At 70.7% G+C, this 18,060-nt stretch carries 23 protein-coding genes; 15 read left to right on the top strand and 8 right to left on the bottom strand.

Annotated features, from left to right (window positions below; translation table 11 throughout):
- Positions 1–45: 45 nt before the first annotated feature.
- Positions 46–168 carry a trypsin-like serine protease gene (locus KALB_RS50330; RefSeq protein WP_201771844.1) on the bottom strand — a complete coding sequence of 41 codons (123 nt, stop codon included), beginning with the start codon at positions 166–168 and terminating at the stop codon, positions 46–48.
- On the opposite strand from KALB_RS50330, the gene KALB_RS48795 reads away from it, so the two are divergent.
- From KALB_RS48795 to KALB_RS31850, 3 genes are all read left to right on the top strand, one after another.
- Complete coding sequence (locus tag KALB_RS48795) at positions 113–634, top strand: hypothetical protein (protein WP_201772091.1); 522 nt, start codon at positions 113–115, stop codon at positions 632–634. The genes KALB_RS50330 and KALB_RS48795 overlap by 56 nt on opposite strands.
- Positions 635–702: 68 nt before the next feature.
- On the top strand, positions 703–1,110 hold the full coding sequence (locus KALB_RS31855) for a hypothetical protein (protein WP_025359728.1): 408 nt from the start codon (positions 703–705) through the stop codon (positions 1,108–1,110).
- A 169-nt stretch (positions 1,111–1,279) separates the two neighbouring features.
- Entirely contained in the window at positions 1,280–1,855 is a 576-nt protein-coding gene (locus KALB_RS31850) for an RICIN domain-containing protein (RefSeq protein WP_081789637.1), read from the top strand.
- Here KALB_RS31850 and KALB_RS31845 read toward each other — a convergent pair.
- Complete coding sequence (locus KALB_RS31845; protein WP_025359726.1) at positions 1,852–2,067, bottom strand: hypothetical protein; 216 nt, start codon at positions 2,065–2,067, stop codon at positions 1,852–1,854. The genes KALB_RS31850 and KALB_RS31845 overlap by 4 nt on opposite strands.
- A gap of 113 nt (positions 2,068–2,180) precedes the next feature.
- On the opposite strand from KALB_RS31845, the gene KALB_RS31840 reads away from it, so the two are divergent.
- The 4 genes from KALB_RS31840 (at position 2,181) to KALB_RS31825 (ending at position 7,072) form a co-directional block, all read left to right on the top strand.
- Entirely contained in the window at positions 2,181–2,537 is a 357-nt protein-coding gene (locus KALB_RS31840) for an ArsR/SmtB family transcription factor (RefSeq protein ID WP_025359725.1), read from the top strand.
- 78 nt (positions 2,538–2,615) lie between these two features.
- On the top strand, positions 2,616–4,070 hold the full coding sequence (locus tag KALB_RS31835) for an ABC transporter substrate-binding protein (protein WP_025359724.1): 1,455 nt from the start codon (positions 2,616–2,618) through the stop codon (positions 4,068–4,070).
- 19 nt (positions 4,071–4,089) lie between these two features.
- Positions 4,090–5,583 (top strand): amidase, encoded by a 1,494-nt coding sequence (locus KALB_RS31830; RefSeq protein ID WP_148309737.1) that lies wholly within the window; start codon positions 4,090–4,092, stop codon positions 5,581–5,583.
- A gap of 67 nt (positions 5,584–5,650) precedes the next feature.
- A complete protein-coding gene (locus tag KALB_RS31825; RefSeq protein WP_025359722.1) occupies positions 5,651–7,072 on the top strand; it encodes a gamma-aminobutyraldehyde dehydrogenase in 1,422 nt (473 codons plus the stop codon).
- A 65-nt stretch (positions 7,073–7,137) separates the two neighbouring features.
- Here KALB_RS31825 and KALB_RS31820 read toward each other — a convergent pair whose 3' ends face one another.
- From KALB_RS31820 to KALB_RS31810, 3 genes are all read right to left on the bottom strand, one after another.
- Positions 7,138–7,827, bottom strand: coding sequence for a hypothetical protein (locus tag KALB_RS31820; RefSeq protein ID WP_025359721.1), 690 nt, complete (start codon positions 7,825–7,827; stop codon positions 7,138–7,140).
- A gap of 146 nt (positions 7,828–7,973) precedes the next feature.
- Complete coding sequence (locus KALB_RS31815; RefSeq protein ID WP_025359720.1) at positions 7,974–8,447, bottom strand: Lrp/AsnC family transcriptional regulator; 474 nt, start codon at positions 8,445–8,447, stop codon at positions 7,974–7,976.
- A 4-nt stretch (positions 8,448–8,451) separates the two neighbouring features.
- On the bottom strand, positions 8,452–8,805 hold the full coding sequence (locus tag KALB_RS31810; protein WP_025359719.1) for a DUF1844 domain-containing protein: 354 nt from the start codon (positions 8,803–8,805) through the stop codon (positions 8,452–8,454).
- A 238-nt stretch (positions 8,806–9,043) separates the two neighbouring features.
- Between KALB_RS31810 and infC the strand changes: the two genes are divergently transcribed.
- The 7 genes from infC (at position 9,044) to KALB_RS31775 (ending at position 15,744) form a co-directional block, all read left to right on the top strand.
- On the top strand, positions 9,044–9,658 hold the full coding sequence (infC, locus tag KALB_RS31805; protein WP_081789636.1) for a translation initiation factor IF-3: 615 nt from the start codon (positions 9,044–9,046) through the stop codon (positions 9,656–9,658).
- Positions 9,659–9,734: 76 nt separating this feature from the next.
- The gene (gene rpmI / locus KALB_RS31800) at positions 9,735–9,929 is read left to right on the top strand and encodes a 50S ribosomal protein L35 (RefSeq protein ID WP_025359717.1); all 195 of its coding nucleotides are present in this window, start codon (positions 9,735–9,737) and stop codon (positions 9,927–9,929) included.
- Positions 9,930–9,994: 65 nt separating this feature from the next.
- Positions 9,995–10,369 carry a 50S ribosomal protein L20 gene (rplT, locus tag KALB_RS31795; protein ID WP_025359716.1) on the top strand — a complete coding sequence of 125 codons (375 nt, stop codon included), beginning with the start codon at positions 9,995–9,997 and terminating at the stop codon, positions 10,367–10,369.
- Complete coding sequence (locus KALB_RS31790) at positions 10,366–11,208, top strand: TrmH family RNA methyltransferase (RefSeq protein ID WP_081790000.1); 843 nt, start codon at positions 10,366–10,368, stop codon at positions 11,206–11,208. The genes rplT and KALB_RS31790 overlap by 4 nt, the downstream gene beginning before the upstream one ends.
- Before the next feature lie 100 nt (positions 11,209–11,308).
- Positions 11,309–12,376, top strand: coding sequence for a phenylalanine--tRNA ligase subunit alpha (pheS, locus tag KALB_RS31785; RefSeq protein ID WP_025359714.1), 1,068 nt, complete (start codon positions 11,309–11,311; stop codon positions 12,374–12,376).
- Positions 12,377–12,381: 5 nt separating this feature from the next.
- Entirely contained in the window at positions 12,382–14,862 is a 2,481-nt protein-coding gene (pheT, locus tag KALB_RS31780; protein WP_025359713.1) for a phenylalanine--tRNA ligase subunit beta, read from the top strand.
- A 69-nt stretch (positions 14,863–14,931) separates the two neighbouring features.
- On the top strand, positions 14,932–15,744 hold the full coding sequence (locus KALB_RS31775) for an NAD(P)H-binding protein (RefSeq protein ID WP_025359712.1): 813 nt from the start codon (positions 14,932–14,934) through the stop codon (positions 15,742–15,744).
- Here the strand turns inward: KALB_RS31775 and KALB_RS31770 are convergent.
- Positions 15,741–16,130 (bottom strand): VOC family protein, encoded by a 390-nt coding sequence (locus tag KALB_RS31770; RefSeq protein WP_025359711.1) that lies wholly within the window; start codon positions 16,128–16,130, stop codon positions 15,741–15,743. The two genes, KALB_RS31775 and KALB_RS31770, sit on opposite strands and share 4 nt — an antisense overlap.
- 60 nt (positions 16,131–16,190) lie before the next feature.
- Between KALB_RS31770 and KALB_RS31765 the strand changes: the two genes are divergently transcribed.
- The gene (locus tag KALB_RS31765) at positions 16,191–17,363 is read left to right on the top strand and encodes a cytochrome P450 family protein (protein WP_025359710.1); all 1,173 of its coding nucleotides are present in this window, start codon (positions 16,191–16,193) and stop codon (positions 17,361–17,363) included.
- Here the strand turns inward: KALB_RS31765 and KALB_RS31760 are convergent.
- Together KALB_RS31760 and KALB_RS47095 are read right to left on the bottom strand one after the other, a co-directional pair.
- The gene (locus tag KALB_RS31760; RefSeq protein ID WP_025359709.1) at positions 17,360–17,683 is read right to left on the bottom strand and encodes a hypothetical protein; all 324 of its coding nucleotides are present in this window, start codon (positions 17,681–17,683) and stop codon (positions 17,360–17,362) included. The genes KALB_RS31765 and KALB_RS31760 overlap by 4 nt on opposite strands.
- On the bottom strand, positions 17,680–18,054 hold the full coding sequence (locus tag KALB_RS47095) for a hypothetical protein (RefSeq protein ID WP_030107918.1): 375 nt from the start codon (positions 18,052–18,054) through the stop codon (positions 17,680–17,682). Before KALB_RS47095 ends, KALB_RS31760 begins: the two co-directional genes overlap by 4 nt.
- Between the last annotated feature and the right edge of the window lie 6 nt (positions 18,055–18,060).

Genomic DNA, 18,060 nt, shown 5'->3' with positions numbered 1-18,060 from the left:
CGCGCCCCAACTGCTTGGTGCGGTGCCCCTGCCGCACACGGCTGATCAACTCGACCACCTCAGCCCGGCCCCGTTGTCCCGCACCGCGGGGCCGCCTGTGTCGCCTTTGCAGGTGTCAACCCCGTTGTCCGCCTTGACATCCAGCGTCGTCGGTGTCGCCGCCGTCACCGTGAATGAGGCCACCAAGCAGGCGCGGGAGGCGAACGCTGCCGAGGACTCGGCGGCGAGAGCACGAGCGTCAGCGCTCGAGGCACAGAGCTTCGCTGCGGATGCCTACGCGTCTGCGGCTCGTGCCCGTGCTTCCGCTGAGGCTGCGATGAGGGATGCCCAGGAAGCCGCTGCGGCCGCACGTGAGGCAACGGAGACCGCGGCGAAGCCGCAGCGTGAGGAGGAGCAGCGGGACCGGCAGCAGAATCCGCCGCCGGGGACTGCCGACAACGACATCCGCTCGGCGGAGTACGAGAACTCCACTCTTGTCGTCTTCGCGGTTGAGTGCTACCTCGCAGACTACCGTCTTGCCGCGAGGAGGTTGCTTTGGGCTGGAAAGCCAGATGGCGTTATGGAAGGAATCGGGAAGAGGGGACATGCTTCGCGTCGACCCCAAGACGGGTTATTTCAGTGTGTGGGCTCCTGATGGTAAAATTCGTACGTTTTCCGGCCTGATGGAGATCCCATCAAGTACTTCATGGAGCAACTGGCGGGATGGGTGTGATCAACGCTTTCGCGGAACGCTTCCGCCAGGTTCTCGCTGAGAGTGGGCGAGCAACTCACGTCTCTCCCACTGAGTTGCTGGATCGTTGGGACGGGTTCGTTGTCCTGTGCGAGGAGGGCTACGAGGACAACATCTACGAGTACAACAACGATCTTTCGGTGCGGGACGCCATCGACAGCGTGCTTCGCGATGGACGGTTGCGGGAGTTCGACCAGTGGCAGTGGTTCAAGGAACAGGTTGATGCCATCGATGCCCGATTCCGGGCGGTCACGTATCCGGAGCCCGTCAGGGGCGGAGCGGATTGGCCGTGGTGGCGCGCTCATGTCCCGGCTCGCGCGGGCTCCGAACTCGCCGCTGACCTCCACTCGCGCTATGGCGTAGTCGTGTCAGTTGTCTGACAACCCGAAGTGAGTGGTCTGCCGTGCCGTTCAGCGCTGCGCTGCGCACCTGGTCAGATGAGAGGCCCGGGAATTGGCCCCCGGGTTTTGTTGTGCCTCAGCTGTATGGCCCCCTCCCAGCGGGAACGTGAGAGCTCCACACTTGAATTTCTCACGGCAGGAGGATGCCATGCGTAGTCGTCGAGTCAAGTCGATTGTGTTGTTGCCCCTTTCGTTCCTCGGAATCCTGGCTGCTGGCGGGGCGCCCGCCCAGGCCTCGGCCAGCTCCGATGCCGATGCGCCCTACCAGTACGTGTACAACCACGAGAGTCGCAAGTGCCTGGACGTGATCGGCGAGTCGGTCGAGGCTGGTGCGGGCCTAGTCCTCGCTCCGTGTTCTGCCGAGCGCCGCAGCCAGATGTGGCGCAAGGACGAGGGGCACAGGGACTTCTTCGTCCTGATCAACCGCAAGAGCCGGTTGTGCGCCTCTCCGCGAGAGGAGGGTCCGCGACTGGTCCAGCTCGACTGCGCCAGCCAGCGGCATTTCCGGCACTGGCGCCTGGACAAGGTGAACGAGCGCTGGTCGCAGCTGGTCAACGAGCGCACGAACCTGTGCATGGACGTGCGTGGCACTGAGGGTGCGGAGAATCCCCGCGTCGTGCAGCGGACCTGTGAGCGGGAAAAGCGGAGCCAGCACTGGCGGTTGCGCGATGAGGTGTCCGGTCCCAGGCCGGAACCGGTTCGTGGAGCACCGTCCCCGTTCTAAGCGCTGTGCGCCGCCGCGTACTCGGGCGGTGAGAGCAGGATGCACTTGACGCAGGGGATGGCGCTCGCGCGGTCGACGACCTCGATCTGGACCGCGGTGACCCACTGCCCGCAGCAGGTGCGCAGCGAGCCGGTGCCCGTGACCGGTGCGGGCAGCAGGTGGTAGGTGCGTTCTCGATCGGCCTTCACCAGTGCGGCGATCGTCTCAGCCATGCGTCCCCCCAAGTGACACTACTGAGCGCTCACGTCCGTAAGCGTAGAGTTGAGAGTAGACAGGGCGGACTAACGCGTCAAGGATTGTTGACGCGTCAGGAAGGAGGTGGCGGGTGAGCGGATCGCGGGACGCCGAGTCCTCGACATTCGGCGCGCTGGCCGACACCAGCAGACGCGCGCTGCTGCGCCTGCTGTCCGAGCACGGCGAGCTGACCGCCTCCGAGTTGGCCGCCGCCTTCGACACGATCGGCCGCACCGCGGTGTCCACGCACCTGCGCGTGCTGCGCGAGGCGGGGCTGGTGTGCGAGCGCAGGGCGGGCCGCTACCGCTACTACTCGCTGCGCGCCCAGCCGGTGGCGGACGTGGTCAGCTTCCTGTCCGGCCTGTACCAGGGCCCGCTGGACCGGCTCGCGGACGCGGTGGCGCAGCAGCCCGCCGCGGAGCGAGCCGAGTCCAGCCGGTCGGCGTGACCTCCGGGCGCCGTGCGAGTTCACCCGTGTGATCGATAGGCTCGGCCACCGGTCAGCCCAATCGGGTTCGGGGAGTGCATGTCCGACATCCTGTTCACCTCAGAGGTCGTGATCCCGGCCCCGCGCGAGGCCGCGTTCAGCTCCTTCGGCACGGGCCCCTGGGCGGGCTGGTTCTTCAACGCCCAGTTCGACCACCTGCGGCCGGGGGCGCTGGTGCGGCTCGCGCTGCCGATGGGCGCCGCACGGGCCGCGGTGGAGGGCACCGCCCGCGTGCAGCGGGTGATCCCGGGCCAGCGCATCGTGCTGCTGCACGAGACCCCCTGGCGCGGACGGGTGGTGCTGGACTTCGCCCCCGACGACGGGGGTACGCGGGTCAGGCTGGTGACCTCGGTGGAGCACAGCAGCCTCGCCCCGCTGGCGCGCATGCTCGGCGCGGACCTGGACCAGGTCGACGACCCGGACGAGGACGTCGTGCGCATCGGCCTGCTCACCAGCTACAGCGGTAGCGCGGGCGTGTTCGGCCGCGCCGTGGAGAACTGCGCGCGGCTGGCGGTGGACGAGATCAACGCCGAGCGCGGGGTCAACGGCACCCCGCTGCGGCTGGTCGTTGGCGACGACGCGACCGAGCCGAGCACCGGCCTGCGCGAGCTGCGCCGCATGCACCTGCGCCACCACGTGGACATGGTCATCGCGGTGCACACCTCGGCCACCCTGGACGCGGTGCGGCCCTATGCGCGACGGGTGGGGCTGCCCTACTTCTACACCCCGGTCAACGAGGGCGGCAGGCACGCGGGCCGGCTGTTCCGCTGGGGCGAGGTGCCGGAGGACCAGTTGCGCAAGGCCGTGCCCGCGATGATGCGCGAGCACTCCAGCCGCGGCTGGTACGTGGTGGGCAACGACTACTCCTGGCCGAGGGCGGTCGGCGCCTGCGCGCGGCGCACCGTGCTCGCCGAGGGCGGGCGCCTGCTCGGCGAGCGCTACGTGCCGCTGAGCAGCCGCGACTTCTCCCCGGTGCTGGAGGAGATCGAGCGTTCCGGTGCCGAGTTGGTGGTCAACAGCCTGGTCGGCGGGGACGCGGCGGCCTTCGAGCGGCAGCTGTACGCGGCGGGGCTGCGCCAGCGCGTGCGGTCCATCGGCACCCTGCTGGACGAGGCCACCCGCGAGCACATCGGGGACGAGGCCGCCGCGGGCATGTGGACCGTGCTCGGCTACTTCATGGACCTGCCCACCGAGGAGAACCGCGAGTTCCTGCGCCGGTACCGCGCCGCCTACGGGGACTACGCCCCGCCGGTGTCCAGCGTGACCGAGTCGGTGTACGAGGGCATCCACCTGTACGCGCGGGCCGCGCGCGCGGCGGGCACGATCGAGCCGGCCTCCCTGCTCGGCGCGCTGCCCGGGGTGAGCTTCGACGGGCCGCGCGGGCGGGTCACCGTCACCGGGGACGGCCGGCTGCGGCAGACCCTGTACCTGGCCGAGGCGGTGACCGGTGGCTTCCGCATCCGAGGCGAGCAGGGACTTGTCAACATCGACTGACGCATACTTCAATCGGTCGGTGGTCAGCGACAGGGCTGTGGCAGCGGGCATGGACCCGACCCCCGAACGCCTGCTCAGACTGGACTGGGCACTGCCCTTCCTCGCCGGTTCGGTGGAACAGCTGCGCGCGCTGCACCCGGACGAGAACCTCGCGGCAGCACCGAGTTCGATCACTCGTCCGAGCGAACTTGGTCTGGTCGAGGCCGCCAGCGCGATCCACGCGGGCGAGCTCACGCCCAGCGAGCTGGTGGCCGACTGCGCCGCCCGGATCGCCGCCACCGAGCCCGCGCTGAGCGCCTTCGCCCGCACCGCGGTCGAGGCCGCCCGCGAGCGTGCCGACCGGTTGGACGGCCGCCGCCCGACCGGTCCGCTGCACGGGATCCCGTACGCCGCGAAGGACCTGATCGACACGGCGGGGCTGGCCACCGAGTACGGCAGCCCGGTGCACGCCGGTCGTGTGCCCGCCGAGGACGCCGAGGTGGTGCGCGCGCTCGACGCCGCAGGTGGGGTATTGCTCGGCAAGACCCACACCCACCAGATCGCCTACGGGGTCGCCACGCCGCAGACCCGAAACCCTTGGGACACAACGAAGATGGCCAGCGGGTCCTCGGGCGGCTCCGCCGTGGCGCTGGCCGCCCGCCAGGTGCCCGCCGCGCTGGGCACCGACACGGGCGGCTCGCTGCGCCTGCCTTCGGCGTTCTGCGGCACCACGGCGATCAAGCCCACGTACGGGCTGGTGCCCGGTGGCGGCGTCCGCACCCTGTCCTGGTCCTACGACGTGACCGGGCCGATGGCGCGCGACGCCCGCGACGCGTTGCTGCTGCTGCGTGTGCTGACCGGTCAGGTCCAGGGCGATCCGCGAGCTGTGCTCGGTGAGCTGCCCGCGCTGCACGGTGCGCGCATCGGCGTGCCCGACGAGGAGTTCCTCGCGCTGGCCCAGCCCGAGGTGGTCGCCGCCCTGTACGGGGTCGGCGGGGTGCTCGCCGATCTGGGCGCCCAGCTGGTGCCCGTCACCCCGCCGCCCACCTCGTTGACCAGCAGCGTGTCCACGGTCGTGGTCTTCAAGGAGGCCGCCGACCTGTTCGGTGAGCACGTGCGCCGGGGCGAGTGTTTCGACGAGGACATCCAGTCCTTCCTGGAGGCGGGCCTGCTCACCACCGTCGAGGACTACCTGCTCGCCCAGCGGGCGCGTCGCGCGGTGGTGGGCGCTTACACGCAGTTGCTGCGCGAGGTCGACGCGGTCCTGCTGCCCACCTCGCCGATCACCGACCTGCCGCACGGCACCGTCGCGGTGAACGACCTCCCACTGGTCCCGGTGCTTACCCCTTACACCTTCCCGGCCAGTTGCACCGGATTGCCCGCAGTGGCCTTCCCGTGCGGTTTCACCTCGCACGGCATGCCGATCGGCGCGCAGTTGCTCGGCCCCGCCTTCGCCGAGACCGCACTGGTGGGCGTGGTGCACGCCTACCAGTCGGCCACCGACTGGCACCGTGCGGCACCTGTGCTGAATTAGTCGTCTCATTGGCGGTTTGCTGCGGAAAAGCTTGCGTTGACCTTTACGTGCCACTGATACTGCTGTCATGGGCGTACGGAATCTCATCAACGGCAAGCTGGTCGACGCCGCCGACGGTCGAACCTCCGAGCTGGTCAACCCGGCCACCGGGCAGGTCTACACCGAGGCCGCGCTGTCCGGGCAGGCCGACGTGGACGCCGCCGTGCGGGCCGCCTCCGCCGCGTTCGAGTCCTGGCGTGACAGCACGCCCTCGCAGCGCCAACTCGCCCTGCTGCGCATCGCCGACGCGATCGAGGCGCGGGCCGAGGAGTTCGTCCGGGTGGAGTGCGAGAACACCGGCAAGCCGCTCGCGCTGACCGCCAGCGAGGAGGTCCCGCCCTCGGCCGACCAGATCCGCTTCTTCGCCGGGGCCGCCCGCGTGCTGGAGGGCCGGTCGGCGGGGGAGTACCTGCCCGACCACACCTCGATGGTCCGCCGCGAGCCGATCGGGGTCTGCGCCCAGGTCACCCCGTGGAACTACCCGCTGATGATGGCCGTGTGGAAGATCGCCCCGGCACTGGCCGCGGGCAACACCGTGGTGCTCAAGCCCTCCGACACCACCCCGGCCTCCACCGTGCTGCTGGCCGAGGTCTGCAACGAGTTCCTGCCGCCGGGCGTGCTCAACGTGGTCTGCGGGGACCGTGACACCGGCCGCACGCTGGTCTCCCACCCGCGCCCCGACATGGTGTCGATCACCGGCTCGGTGCGCGCCGGTCGCGAGGTGGCCGCCTCGGCCGCCGGTGACCTCAAGCGCACGCACCTGGAACTGGGCGGCAAGGCCCCCGTTGTCGTGTTCGACGACGCCGACATCGCCGCTGCCGCCGAGGGCATCGCCGCCGCCGGGTACTTCAACGCGGGCCAGGACTGCACGGCGGCCACCCGCGTGCTGGCCGGTCCCGGTGTGCACGACGAGTTCCTGGCGGCGCTGGTCGAGCAGGCCCGCGGCGTGCGGACCGGCGCCCCCGAGCAGGACGTGGCCTACGGCGCGCTGAACAACGCCAGCCAGCTCGAGCGCGTGAGCGGGTTCGTCTCGCGGCTGCCCGAGCACGCCAGCGTGGACCACGGCGGCTCCCGCGTGGGCGACGCCGGCTACTTCTTCGCGCCCACCGTGGTGTCCGGCCTGCACCAGGACGACGAGATCGTGCAGGACGAGGTGTTCGGGCCGGTGATCACCGTGCAGCGCTTCACCGCCGAGGAGCAGGCCCTGACCTGGGCCAACGGGGTCCGGTACGGCCTCGCGTCCTCGGTGTGGACCCGCGACCACGGCCGCGCCATGCGCATGGCCAGGCGGCTGGACTTCGGCTGCGTGTGGATCAACACGCACATCCCGATCGTGGCCGAGATGCCGCACGGCGGGTTCAAGCAGTCCGGCTACGGCAAGGACCTGTCCATGTACGGCTTCGAGGACTACACCCGCGTCAAGCACGTCATGACCAACCTCAACGCCTGAGCGATGTCATGAAGGTGCCGTTCACTGCGTTCAACGCAGTGAACGGCACCTTCATGACACTTCCGTCAGTTGACGGACGTGGACAGGTCCAGGCCCAACGTCTCCCGGACCGCGTTCGGCTCGGTCATCCGGAAGTGCCACGCCACCGCCTGGCCGGCGGGCAGGTCGACGATGCCGCCGTTGACGTACACGTAGTGCCGGTCACCCACCTGGTAGCCGGGTGCGGCGTCCCTCGTGCCGAAGCCGCAGTTCTTGTAGACGAAGTCGGTCGCTCCCGGCAGCACGACGGACGGGTGGTCGGTGGATCCGCACACCATCGGGGCGGCCAGGTCCTCGTCGAGGAACTGGATGTCACCGAATCCGAAGTTGTAGCGGTTCACGCCGACGGTCTCATAGCGCACGGAGTTGTCGGCGAAATAGATCCGCCACTGCACCGCGGAATGCGCCGGAACGCGGACGACCCCGGCGTTGAAGTAGGCGGTGTGCCTTCCGTCCCGGTTGTACGCGGGCAGCACTTCGACCGCCCTGTCCGAGCAGTTCCGGAAGGTCAGCTGCGTGACCGGCCAGTTCCACACGGTGTCACCGCAGGAATAGGCCGTGGACTGCCGCGGGTTCAGGTCGTTGTGCGTGAATCCCGAGGCCGCCGCGTCCACGTGACGCGGCTGGGCCTGGGTGGCGGCGCCCGCGGCGGGCGCCAGGACGAGCCCGAAGGACAGAACTGTTGCCAGTGCGACGAATGCGCGTCGGACGAGCACTGGAATGCTCCTCTGCGTCTCGTATGAGTACAAGACAACGAGTTGCTACCAGCAGGGGTGATATCTCGTTGTGGTGCCGCGTCGAGCGGATCACCGTCAATGACACTACGAGCGCCCGGTTCGCAAGCAAAAGGGGCCGGTTTACCTCACCGAGTTCCCCACGAGTACGTCTGCTTGACCAGTTTCAGGTACATGAACGCCTCGGTGCTGCGGATCTCCGGCAACGAGCGGATGGCGTTGACCATCAACCGGAGCAGGTGGTCGTCATCGGTGCAGACCAGTTCGACGATGATGTCGAAGGACCCGGCGCAGACCACCACGTAGTCGATCTCCGGCACGGCGGCCAGCTTCCTGGCCACCTCCTCCAGGTCCCCGTCGGCCTTGATGCCGATCATCGCCTGGCGGCGGAAGCCCACGCTGATCGGGTCGGTGACCGCGACGATCTGCATGATGCCGACCTCGAGCAGTCGCTGCACCCGCTGCCGCACGGCCGCCTCGGACAGGCCGACCACCTTGGCGATGCCCGCGTAGGAGCGCCTGCCGTCCTGCTGCAACTGCTCGATGATCCGCTTGTTGACCTCGTCGAGCAGGCCCCCGCCCGCCGTCGGTTCCTCGTTCACGGCACTAGTAGACCGGACCGGTGTACTTCTCGCCGGGACCCGCGCCCGGCTCGTCGGGCACCGCCGAGGCCTCGCGGAACGCCCGCTGCAACGCCTGCAACCCGTCGCGCAGCGGGGCCGCGTGCGGACCCAGGTACTCCGCCGAGGCGGTGACCAGCCCGGCCAGCGCGGTGATCAGCCTGCGCGCCTCGTCCAGGTCGCGGCGCGGGCTGGTGTCCGGGTCGGTGTCGGCGAGGCCGAGGCGCTCGGCGCCGGCCGACAGCAGCATCACCGCGGCCTTGCTGATGACCTCTACGCTGGGCACCTCGGACAGCTCGCGCAGCGGGGCGGGGGTCTCGGTTTCGGGCAGATCCGTCACGTCTGCTACCCTTTCACGAGCGACCAGCCCCCGTATGTGCGGGGGCGGCAAGTGGAGCCCCGCTCCCACCCGAGCAGCCAGCAGTTGTGGCAGCCGGGTCCGGTCCTCCGGTGAGAGCCGGAGTTCACTCGGCGTTCGCGCGTCGAGGGATCGGTGTGGATGCGGGCCCCGCTCGTCCTCTGGACGGCCGGGGCCTTCTTGTCGTTCTGGCGCACCGAAGACCACTGTAAGGACGTGCATGACAGCTCCCTCTAGTCGAGACCGTGGTGGCCCCACCGCCGCTCCCGAGGCACGCATCAACGACAGGATCCGCGTGCCGGAGGTCCGTCTGGTCGGGCCGAACGGTGAGCAGGTGGGCATCGTCCGCATCGAGGACGCCCTGCGGCTCGCCGTGGAAGCGGATCTGGATCTCGTCGAGGTCGCCCCGCAGGCTCGCCCGCCGGTTTGCAAGCTCATGGACTACGGCAAGTTCAAGTACGAGAGCGCGCAGAAGGCCCGCGAGTCCCGCCGCAACCAGCAGCTCACGGTCATCAAGGAGCAGAAGCTCCGACCCAAGATCGACCCGCACGACTACGAGACGAAGAAGAACCACGTGGTTCGCTTCCTCGAGCACGGGCACAAGGTCAAGGTCACGATCATGTTCCGCGGTCGGGAGCAGTCCCGCCCCGAGCTGGGTTTCCGGTTGCTGCAGCGGCTTGCCGACGACATCGCCGAACTCGGTTTCGTCGAGTCCAGCCCGAAGCAGGACGGCCGGAACATGATCATGGTGCTGGCCCCGCACAAGACCACGAAGACCCGCCCCGTCAAGGCGGCCACTCCGAGCGGTGAGGGCGAGCAGCCCAGCGCGGAGTAGTCCCCGACCGGGGTCCACTTCAGGTACGACGCACGTGTCCCCCGCAAGGGGGACGCGTACGAAGACGAGGACGACAATGCCGAAGAACAAGTCCCACAGCGGGACCTCCAAGCGCGTGAAGGTCACCGGCAGCGGCAAGCTGCTCCGGGAGAAGGCCGGCAAGCGCCACCTGCTGGAGAAGAAGTCCAGCAAGCTGACCCGTCGCCTCTCCGGCACCGTCGAGGTCGCCAAGAGCGACGTCAGCCGACTCAAGAAGCTGCTCGGCCGCTGACGCGAGCCAGGCCCTAATCACGCCACCGGGGCGCCCCGACGCCCCTTGATCGACAGGATGGACCAGTGGCACGCGTCAAGCGGGCGGTCAACGCCCAGAAGAAGCGCCGCACGACCCTGGAGCTCGCCAGCGGCTACCGCGGCCAGCGCTCCCGGCTGTACCGCAAGGCCAAGGAGCAGGTGCTCCACTCGCTCAACTACGCCTACCGGGACCGCCGTGCCCGCAAGGGTGACTTCCGCCAGCTGTGGATCACCCGCATCAACGCCGCGGCGCGCCTGAACGGCATGACCTACAACCGGTTCATCCAGGGCCTCAAGGCCGCCGGTGTCGAGGTCGACCGCAAGATCCTCGCCGAGCTCGCCGTCAACGACGCGCCCGCGTTCGCCGCGCTGGTCGAGTTGGCTCGCAAGCACGCCCCCGTCCAGGGGAGCCAGGACTGAGCAAGTCCCACCGATCCGGGGTCGTTCCGTTCACCGAGCGGACACCCCGGATCGTTGCTGCTCGGCGCCTGACCCGGCGCCAGGGCCGGGACCGCGAGGGCCGCTTCCTCGCCGAGGGCGCACAGGCCGTGCGCGAGGCGCTGGAGTGGGCGCGGGCCGGCCGCGGTCGGGTGCACGAGCTGTTCACCACGGAGCTGGCCGCCCAGCGCAACGCCGAACTGATCGACTCGGCCGAGCGGTTGGGCGTGCCGGTGAGCGAGGTCACCGACCGGGCCGCCGAATCGCTGTCCGAGACGGTCTCCCCGCAGGGCCTGCTCGCCCTGTGCGACCTGGTCGACCAGCCCCTGGCCACCGGCCTGTCCGGGGCACCCGTGCTGGTCGCCGTGCTGGCCGGGGTGTCCGATCCCGGCAACGCGGGCACCGTGCTGCGGGTGGCCGACGCCGCGGGCGCCGACGCCGTGGTCTTCGCCGGGGACACCGTGGACCCGCACAACGGCAAGTGCGTGCGGGCCTCCACCGGCAGCCTGTTCCACCCGGCGGTCAGCCGGTCCCGCGAGGTCGGGGCCGTGTTCGCCGCCTGCCGGGCGGCCGGGCTGCGGCTGGTGGCCGCCGACGGCTACGCCGAGCACGACCTGGACCAGGCCGCCGACTCCGGCGAGCTGGCCGGGCCCACGGCCTGGGTGTTCGGCAGCGAGGCGCACGGCCTGCCCGATGAGCTGCTGGCGCAGGTGGACGGGGCGCTGCGGGTGCCGATCCACGGTCAGGCGGAGAGCCTGAACCTGGCCACGGCCGCCGCGATCTGCCTGTACGCCAGCGCGCGGGCCCAGCGAGCGCGGTGATAGCGGCACGCCGGGAAAAACGATTCATCCCGATCGCCTAGGATCGGGCGGTCAGCACGGCCTGTTGCCGTCTCGTACCCCTCAGGAGCTGTCAGGCGTCATGTCCGGAGTCAATGACCCATACGACCCGAAGCAGGTCGCCGCGCTGTCCCCGGAAACGCTCAAGGCCGCTGTCGAGCAGGCGCACGAGGCGTTCTCCGTCGCCGCCGACCTGGACGCCCTTGCCGCGGTGAAGCCCGCGCACCTGGGGGACAAGTCCCCGCTGCTGCTGGCCCGCAGGGAGATCGGCGCGCTGCCGCCCGCGGCCCGCTCCGAGGCGGGCAAGCGGGTCAACGAGGCGCAGAACGAGATCAAGGCGGCCTTCGACCAGCGCCGGGCGCAGCTGGAGGCCGAGCGCGCGGAGCACGTGCTGCGCGCGGAGGCGGTGGACGTCTCGCTGCCGTGGGACCGGGTTCCCGCCGGCGCGCGCCACCCGCTGACCACCCTGGCCGAGCGCATCGGCGACGTGTTCGTGGGCATGGGCTTCGAGGTGGCCGAGGGTCCCGAGCTGGAAGCCGAGTGGTTCAACTTCGACGCGCTGAACTTCCGCAAGAACCACCCCGCCCGCACCATGCAGGACACGTTCTACGTGGCGCCTGAGGACTCCGGCATGGTGCTGCGCACGCACACCTCGCCCGTGCAGATCCGCGCCCTGCTGGAGCGCGACCTGCCGGTCTACGTGGTCTGCCCCGGCCGCACGTACCGCACCGACGAGCTGGACGCCACGCACACCCCGGTGTTCCACCAGGTCGAGGGCCTGGTCGTGGACAAGGGCATCACCATGGCCCACCTCAAGGGCACGCTGGACGCCTTCGCCAGGGCCATGTTCGGCGCCGACTCGCGCACCCGGCTGCGCCCGTCCTTCTTCCCGTTCACCGAGCCCTCCGCCGAGGTCGACGTCTGGTTCCCGGCCAAGAAGGGCGGCGCGGGCTGGGTCGAGTGGGGCGGCTGCGGCATGGTGCACCCCAACGTGCTGCGGGCCTGCGGGGTCGACCCCGAGGTGCACTCCGGCTTCGCCTTCGGCATGGGCCTGGAGCGCACCCTGCAGTTCCGCAACGGCATCCCCGACATGCGCGACATGGTCGAGGGCGATGTCCGCTTCACCCTGCCCTTCGGAACGGAGTCCTGAGTCCCGTGCGCATTCCCGTCAGCTGGCTCAGCGAGCACCTGCCGCTGCCCGAGGACACCACGCCCGAGGACCTGGCCGAGGCGCTGGTGCGCATCGGCCACGAGGTGGAGGGCGTGCACCGGCCCGGCCCGGTGACCGGCTCGCTCGTGGTCGGTCTCGTGGTGGAGATCGAGGAGCTCACCGAGTTCAAGAAGCCCATCCGGTACTGCCGGGTCGAGGTGGACGAGGACCGGATCCAGAACATCATCTGTGGGGCCCGCAACTTCGCCGAGGGCGACCTGGTCGTGGTCGCGCTGCCCGGCACGGTGCTGCCCGGCGGGTTCGAGATCGCCGCCCGCAAGACCTACGGCAAGGTCAGCGAGGGCATGATCTGCTCGGTCAAGGAACTCGGCCTTGGCGATGACCACGCGGGCATCCTGGTGCTGCCCAGCGGCACCGCAAGCCCCGGCGACGACGCGAAGGGCCTGCTGGGCCTGGACGACGCCGTGCTGGAGCTGTCGATCACCCCCGACCGCGGTTACGCGCTGTCGGTGCGCGGCCTCGGCCGTGACCTGGCCTGCGCCTACGACCTGCCCATCCACGACCCCGTCGGCATGGCCGAGGTGCCCGCGGCCGAGGGCCCGTCCTGGCCGGTGGAGGTCCGTGACGAGGAGGGCTGCCGCCGGTTCGTGGCCCGCCGCGTGACCGGGGTGGACTCGACCGCGCCCACCCCGTGGTGGATGCGCCGCAGGCTGATGCTGGCCGGGATCCGCTCGATCTCGCTGCCGGTGGACGTCACCAACTACGTGATGCTGGAGACCGGCCAGCCGCTGCACGCCTTCGACGCCTCGAAGCTCAAGGGCGGGCTGGTCGTGCGCAGGGCCGAGCCGGGGGAGAAGCTGACCACGCTGGACGGCGCGGTCCGCGAGCTGTTCCCCGAGGACATGATCATCTGTGACGAGACCGGCCCGGTCTCCCTGGCCGGGGTCATGGGCGGGGAGACCACGGAGGTCGGCGAGCAGAGCTCGGACATCCTGCTGGAGGCCGCCAACTGGGAGCCCGGCGCGATCGCGCTGACCGCGCGCAGGCACAAGCTGCCCAGCGAGGCCAGCCGCCGCTTCGAGCGCCAGGTCGACCCCGCCGTGTGCGCCGCGGCGCTGGAGCGGGCCGCCAAGCTGCTGGACACCCACGGTGACGGGCACATCCACCCGGGCCGCACCGATGTGGGCAACCCGGTGCTGCCCAGCCCGGTGACCATGCGCATCGACCTGCCCGACCGGATCGCCGGTGTGCGCTACGCGCGCGGCGTGACCGCCCGCAGGCTCGGCCAGATCGGCTGCGGCGTGGAGGTCACCACCAGCGACGAGGGCGTCACCATGGTCACCGCGACCCCGCCCCCGTGGCGGCCGGACCTGGTGCAGCCCGCCGACCTGGTGGAGGAGGTGCTGCGGCTGGAGGGCTACCACACGATTCCCTCCACCCTGCCGCCCGCGCCGCCCGGACGCGGCCTGACCGAGGCGCAGCGCCGTCGCCGGTCCGCCTCGCGCGCGCTAGCCGAGCACGGCTACGCCGAGGTGCTGCCCTTCCCGTTCGTGGCCGACGGCACCTGGGACGCCTTCGGGCTGGACGCCGAGGACACCCGGCGCCGCACCACCTCGGTGCTCAACCCGCTGGAGGCCGACCACTCCCAGCTGGCCACCACCCTGCTGCCCGGCATGCTGGACACGGTGCGCCGCAACATCTCGCGTGGTCACCGCGACCTCGCGCTGTTCCACATCGGCCAGGTGGTGCTGCCCAAGGCGCAGCCGGTGCCCATGCCCGAGGTGGACGCCGGGAGCCGTCCCAGCGACGAGGACCTGGCGCTGCTCGACGCCGCGCTGCCCGCGCAGCCGGTGCACGTGGCCGTGGCGCTGGCGGGCAACCGCGAGCAGCCCGGTTGGTGGGGCGCGGGACGCGAGGCGAGCTGGGCCGACGCGGTGCAGGCCGCCCGCGTGGTCGCCCACGCCTACGGGGTCGAGTTGGAGGCGGTGGCCTCGGACCTGGCGCCGTGGCACCCGGGCCGGTGTGCCGAGCTGAGGGTCGGCGGTTTCCCCGTGGGCCACGCCGGTGAGCTGCACCCGCAGGTGGTGGAGAACCTGGGGCTACCCAAGCGGACCTGCGCGATGGAGCTGGACCTGGACCTGCTGCCGGTGGCCGAGCGCCGCCCGGCGCCGGCGATCTCCCCGTACCCGCCGGTGCTGCTGGACGTGGCGCTGGTGCTGGACGCCGGGGTGCCGGTCGGCGAGGTCGAGCTGGCGCTGCGCCAGGGCGGCGGCGCGCTGCTGGAGGACGTGCGGCTGTTCGACGTCTACACCGGTGAGCAGCTCGGCGAGGGCAAGCGGTCGCTGGCCTACGCCCTGCGGCTGCGGGCCGCCGACCGCACGCTGACCGTGGAGGAGGCGACCGCGGCCCGCGACGCGGCGGTGGCCCTGGCGGCCGAGCGACTGGGGGCCAGCCTGCGCGGCTGATTATTGGGATTGCCCCACCTTTTAGGTTGTGAGCTATTCTTTCGATGAACCACATCGAGGGGATGGCTCATGATCTTTGTTACGGGAGCGACCGGCAACGTCGGTCGCCAGGTTGTCGAGCAGTTGGTGGCACGGGGCGAGCAGGTGCGCGGGCTGAGCCGGACCCCGGAGAAGGCGAACCTGCCCGAGTCGGTGCAGGTCGTCGCCGACCTCGCGGCGCCCGGCGCGCTGGACGGGGTGGACCGGATCTTCCTCGGCCTGTTCGGGCTCGCGCCGGTGCCCGAGCAGTTGGACGTGATCAAGCGGGCCGGGGTACGGCACGTGGTGTTCCTGTCCTCGTCCTCCGTGCTGGGGCCGGACAACGCCATCGCCCGGCACCACCGCGAGGCCGAGCAGGCCATCATCGACAGCGGGTTGGACTGGACCTTCGTGCGGCCCGGCGGGTTCATGGCCAACGCGTTGCAGTGGGCGCCGAGCGTGCGCGCCGAGCGGGTCGTGCGGGCGCCGTACCCGGGCTTCGTCAGCTCACCCACGCACGAGAAGGACATCGCGGCGGTGGCCGTGGCGGCCCTGGTCGGTGACGGCCACCGCGGTGCGGCGCACGAGCTGACCGGGCCGGAGGCGCTGTCCTACCTGGACATGGTGCACCTGCTGGGCACCGCGATCGGCGAGGACGTGCGCTTCGAGGAGCAGACCGAGCAGCAGGCCCGCGAGGCCATGGGCCAGTTCGTGCCCGCGGAGATCGTCGACTCGCTGATGAGCATCTACCACGTGGACGACCCGGCGTTCTCGCACGTGCTGCCCACGATCACCGAGGTGACCGGCCGCCCGGCGCTGACCTTCCGGCAGTGGGCGGCCGACCACGTGGCGGACTACCGCTAGGAGGCGGTCCGCTCGGCGTCGCTGCGCTCCACGCAGAACTCGTTGCCCTCGGGGTCGGCCAGCACGACCCAGCCGGTGCCGTCCGGCCTGCGCTGGTCGTCCACGAGGGTGGCGCCGATGCCGAGCAGCCGGGTCACCTCCTCGTCGCGGCTGTGCCCGGTGGGCACCACGTCCAGGTGCACGCGGTTCTTCGCCGACTTGCCCTCCGGCACGGTGACGAACAGCAGGTTGGGCGAGCCGGGCGGCCCCTGCAGGAAGCCCTCGAGGTCCCCGGGCGCGTTGCCGTCCTCGGGATCCTCCACGTAGCCGGTGACCTGGCTCCAGAACGTGGCCAGCAGATACGGGTCGGCGCAGTCAACCGTGATGGTGCGCAAGCGGGATGTCACCGGGCAGACGATGCCATTTCGGACAGCTGGCCGCGACGGGTTTCTGGCAAAGTCTCAAGCGTGACCACCACGATGTTGTTCGACAGCCAGTACTTCACCGATCCGCACCCGGTGCACGCCCGGCTGCGCGAGGCGGGCCCGGCACACCTGGTCACCACGCCCGACGGCAAGCCCGCCTGGATCGTCACCGGGGAGGCCGACGTGCGGCGGCTGCTGGCCGACCCCCGGCTGTCGGTGAACAAGCGGCACGGCAACCAGGGTTACGCCGGGTTCTCGCTGCCGCCCGCCCTGGACGCGAACCTGCTCAACATCGACGCCGAGGACCACTCGCGGCTGCGCAGGCTGGTGGCCAAGGTGTTCACTGCCCGCCGGGTGGAGGACATGCGCGCACGGGTCCAGCAGATCGCCGACGAGCTGGTGGACCGGCTCGACGGGCCCGAGGTGGACCTGGCTGTCGCCTACGCCGACCCGCTGCCGCTCACCGTGGTCGGTGACCTGCTCGGTGTGCCGGAGGCCGACCGTAGGCCCTTCTCCGCGTGGACCACCGCCATGCTCAGCCCCGCCTACCCCGCGCAGGTCGCCGAGTCGGTGGTCAACATCCACCGGTTCCTGGTGGACCTCGTGGCCGCTCGCCGCGCCGAGCCCGGTACGGATCTGCTCTCCGCGCTGATCACCGCCCGCGACGAGGACGACCGGCTCAGCGAGGACGAACTGGTCTCGCTGGCGTTCCTGCTGCTGTTCGCCGGGGCCGAGAACTCCGCACACCTGATCAGCACCGGCGTACTGGAGCTGCTGCGGCGTCCCGCCCTGCTCGCCGAGCTGCGGGCCGGACAGGTCGAGCTGCCCGCCGTGGTGGAGGAGTTGCTGCGACTGGAACACGCCAACCAGTTCGCGATCCGGCGCTTCCCGTTGGAGGACCTGCGGATCGGCGAGGTGACCATTCCCGCGGGCGACACCGTGCTGCTCGACCTGGCCTCGGCCAACCGCGACCCGAACCGGTTCGAGCGCCCGGAGGAACTGGACCCGGCACGCGCGGACAAGGCGCACCTGGCGTTCGGGCACGGCCCGCACTTCTGTCTCGGCGCGGCCCTGGCCCGGATGGAGGGCCAGATCGGGATCGGCACCCTGCTGCGCCGACTGCCCGACCTCGCGTTGGCCGTCCCGGTGGCGGAACTGCGCTGGCGGCCCTCGTTCCGCTCCCACTCCCTGGCCGCTCTGCCGGTGCGGATCTAGAACCTGAGCAGGGCGGGGTCCGGGAACTGCGTGGCCCGCTGCTCGGCGACCTCCCAGTACTCCAGCAGGGACAGCAGCCCCTCGTGCACGAACAGGATCACCCCGGCCGCCTGCCCGGCGACCTCGGCCTCCGCCCTGGTCGCGACCGATCGCGGTGCCGACTCGTCCACCGCGAGGTCCACCGTGGGGCAGCCACAGGTGCAGGTGCCCACCACCCGTGCCGAGGCCGCCTGGGCGCGCAGCTCGGCGGCACCCGGGAAGTCCCGAGCCAGCAGGGCATTCAGCGTGTCCCGCTCGCGGGCGGTCAGCGCCCTGTTCATCGCTGCGCCGCGTAGGGCACGACCACGACCTGGTCGGCGTCCTCGTAGAGCACCCAGCCGGGGTCTGCGGACTCCAGCCGCACGTACGCAACCGCGTGTGCGGCGAGGATCTCCAGGTAGCCGGCGATCCGGTCGACCAGCCCGGTGGAGGTCATCCGGAACCAGGACGCCGCCAGCGGGGTGCGGTAGACGGCTGGGTCCACTGTGGACGGATTGGTGTAGGCGGCGTCGTACCAGGCGTTGTTGACGCGCCGGAACTCCTCCTCCGCCTCGGTCAGCTCGCCCGCGAAGCCCAGGCCGTTGACCAGTGCGAAGATGCCGGGGTACACCCCGCGCCGATTCGGGGTCGGGCTCTGGAACCGCAGGAACATCGCCCC

It is taken from the genome of Kutzneria viridogrisea DSM 43870, from assembly GCF_000525635.1.
GTDB lineage: Bacteria > Actinomycetota > Actinomycetes > Mycobacteriales > Pseudonocardiaceae > Kutzneria > Kutzneria viridogrisea.
The sequence above is the reverse complement of the archived record's forward strand: the minus strand, read 5'-3'. Positions and strand labels throughout refer to the sequence as shown.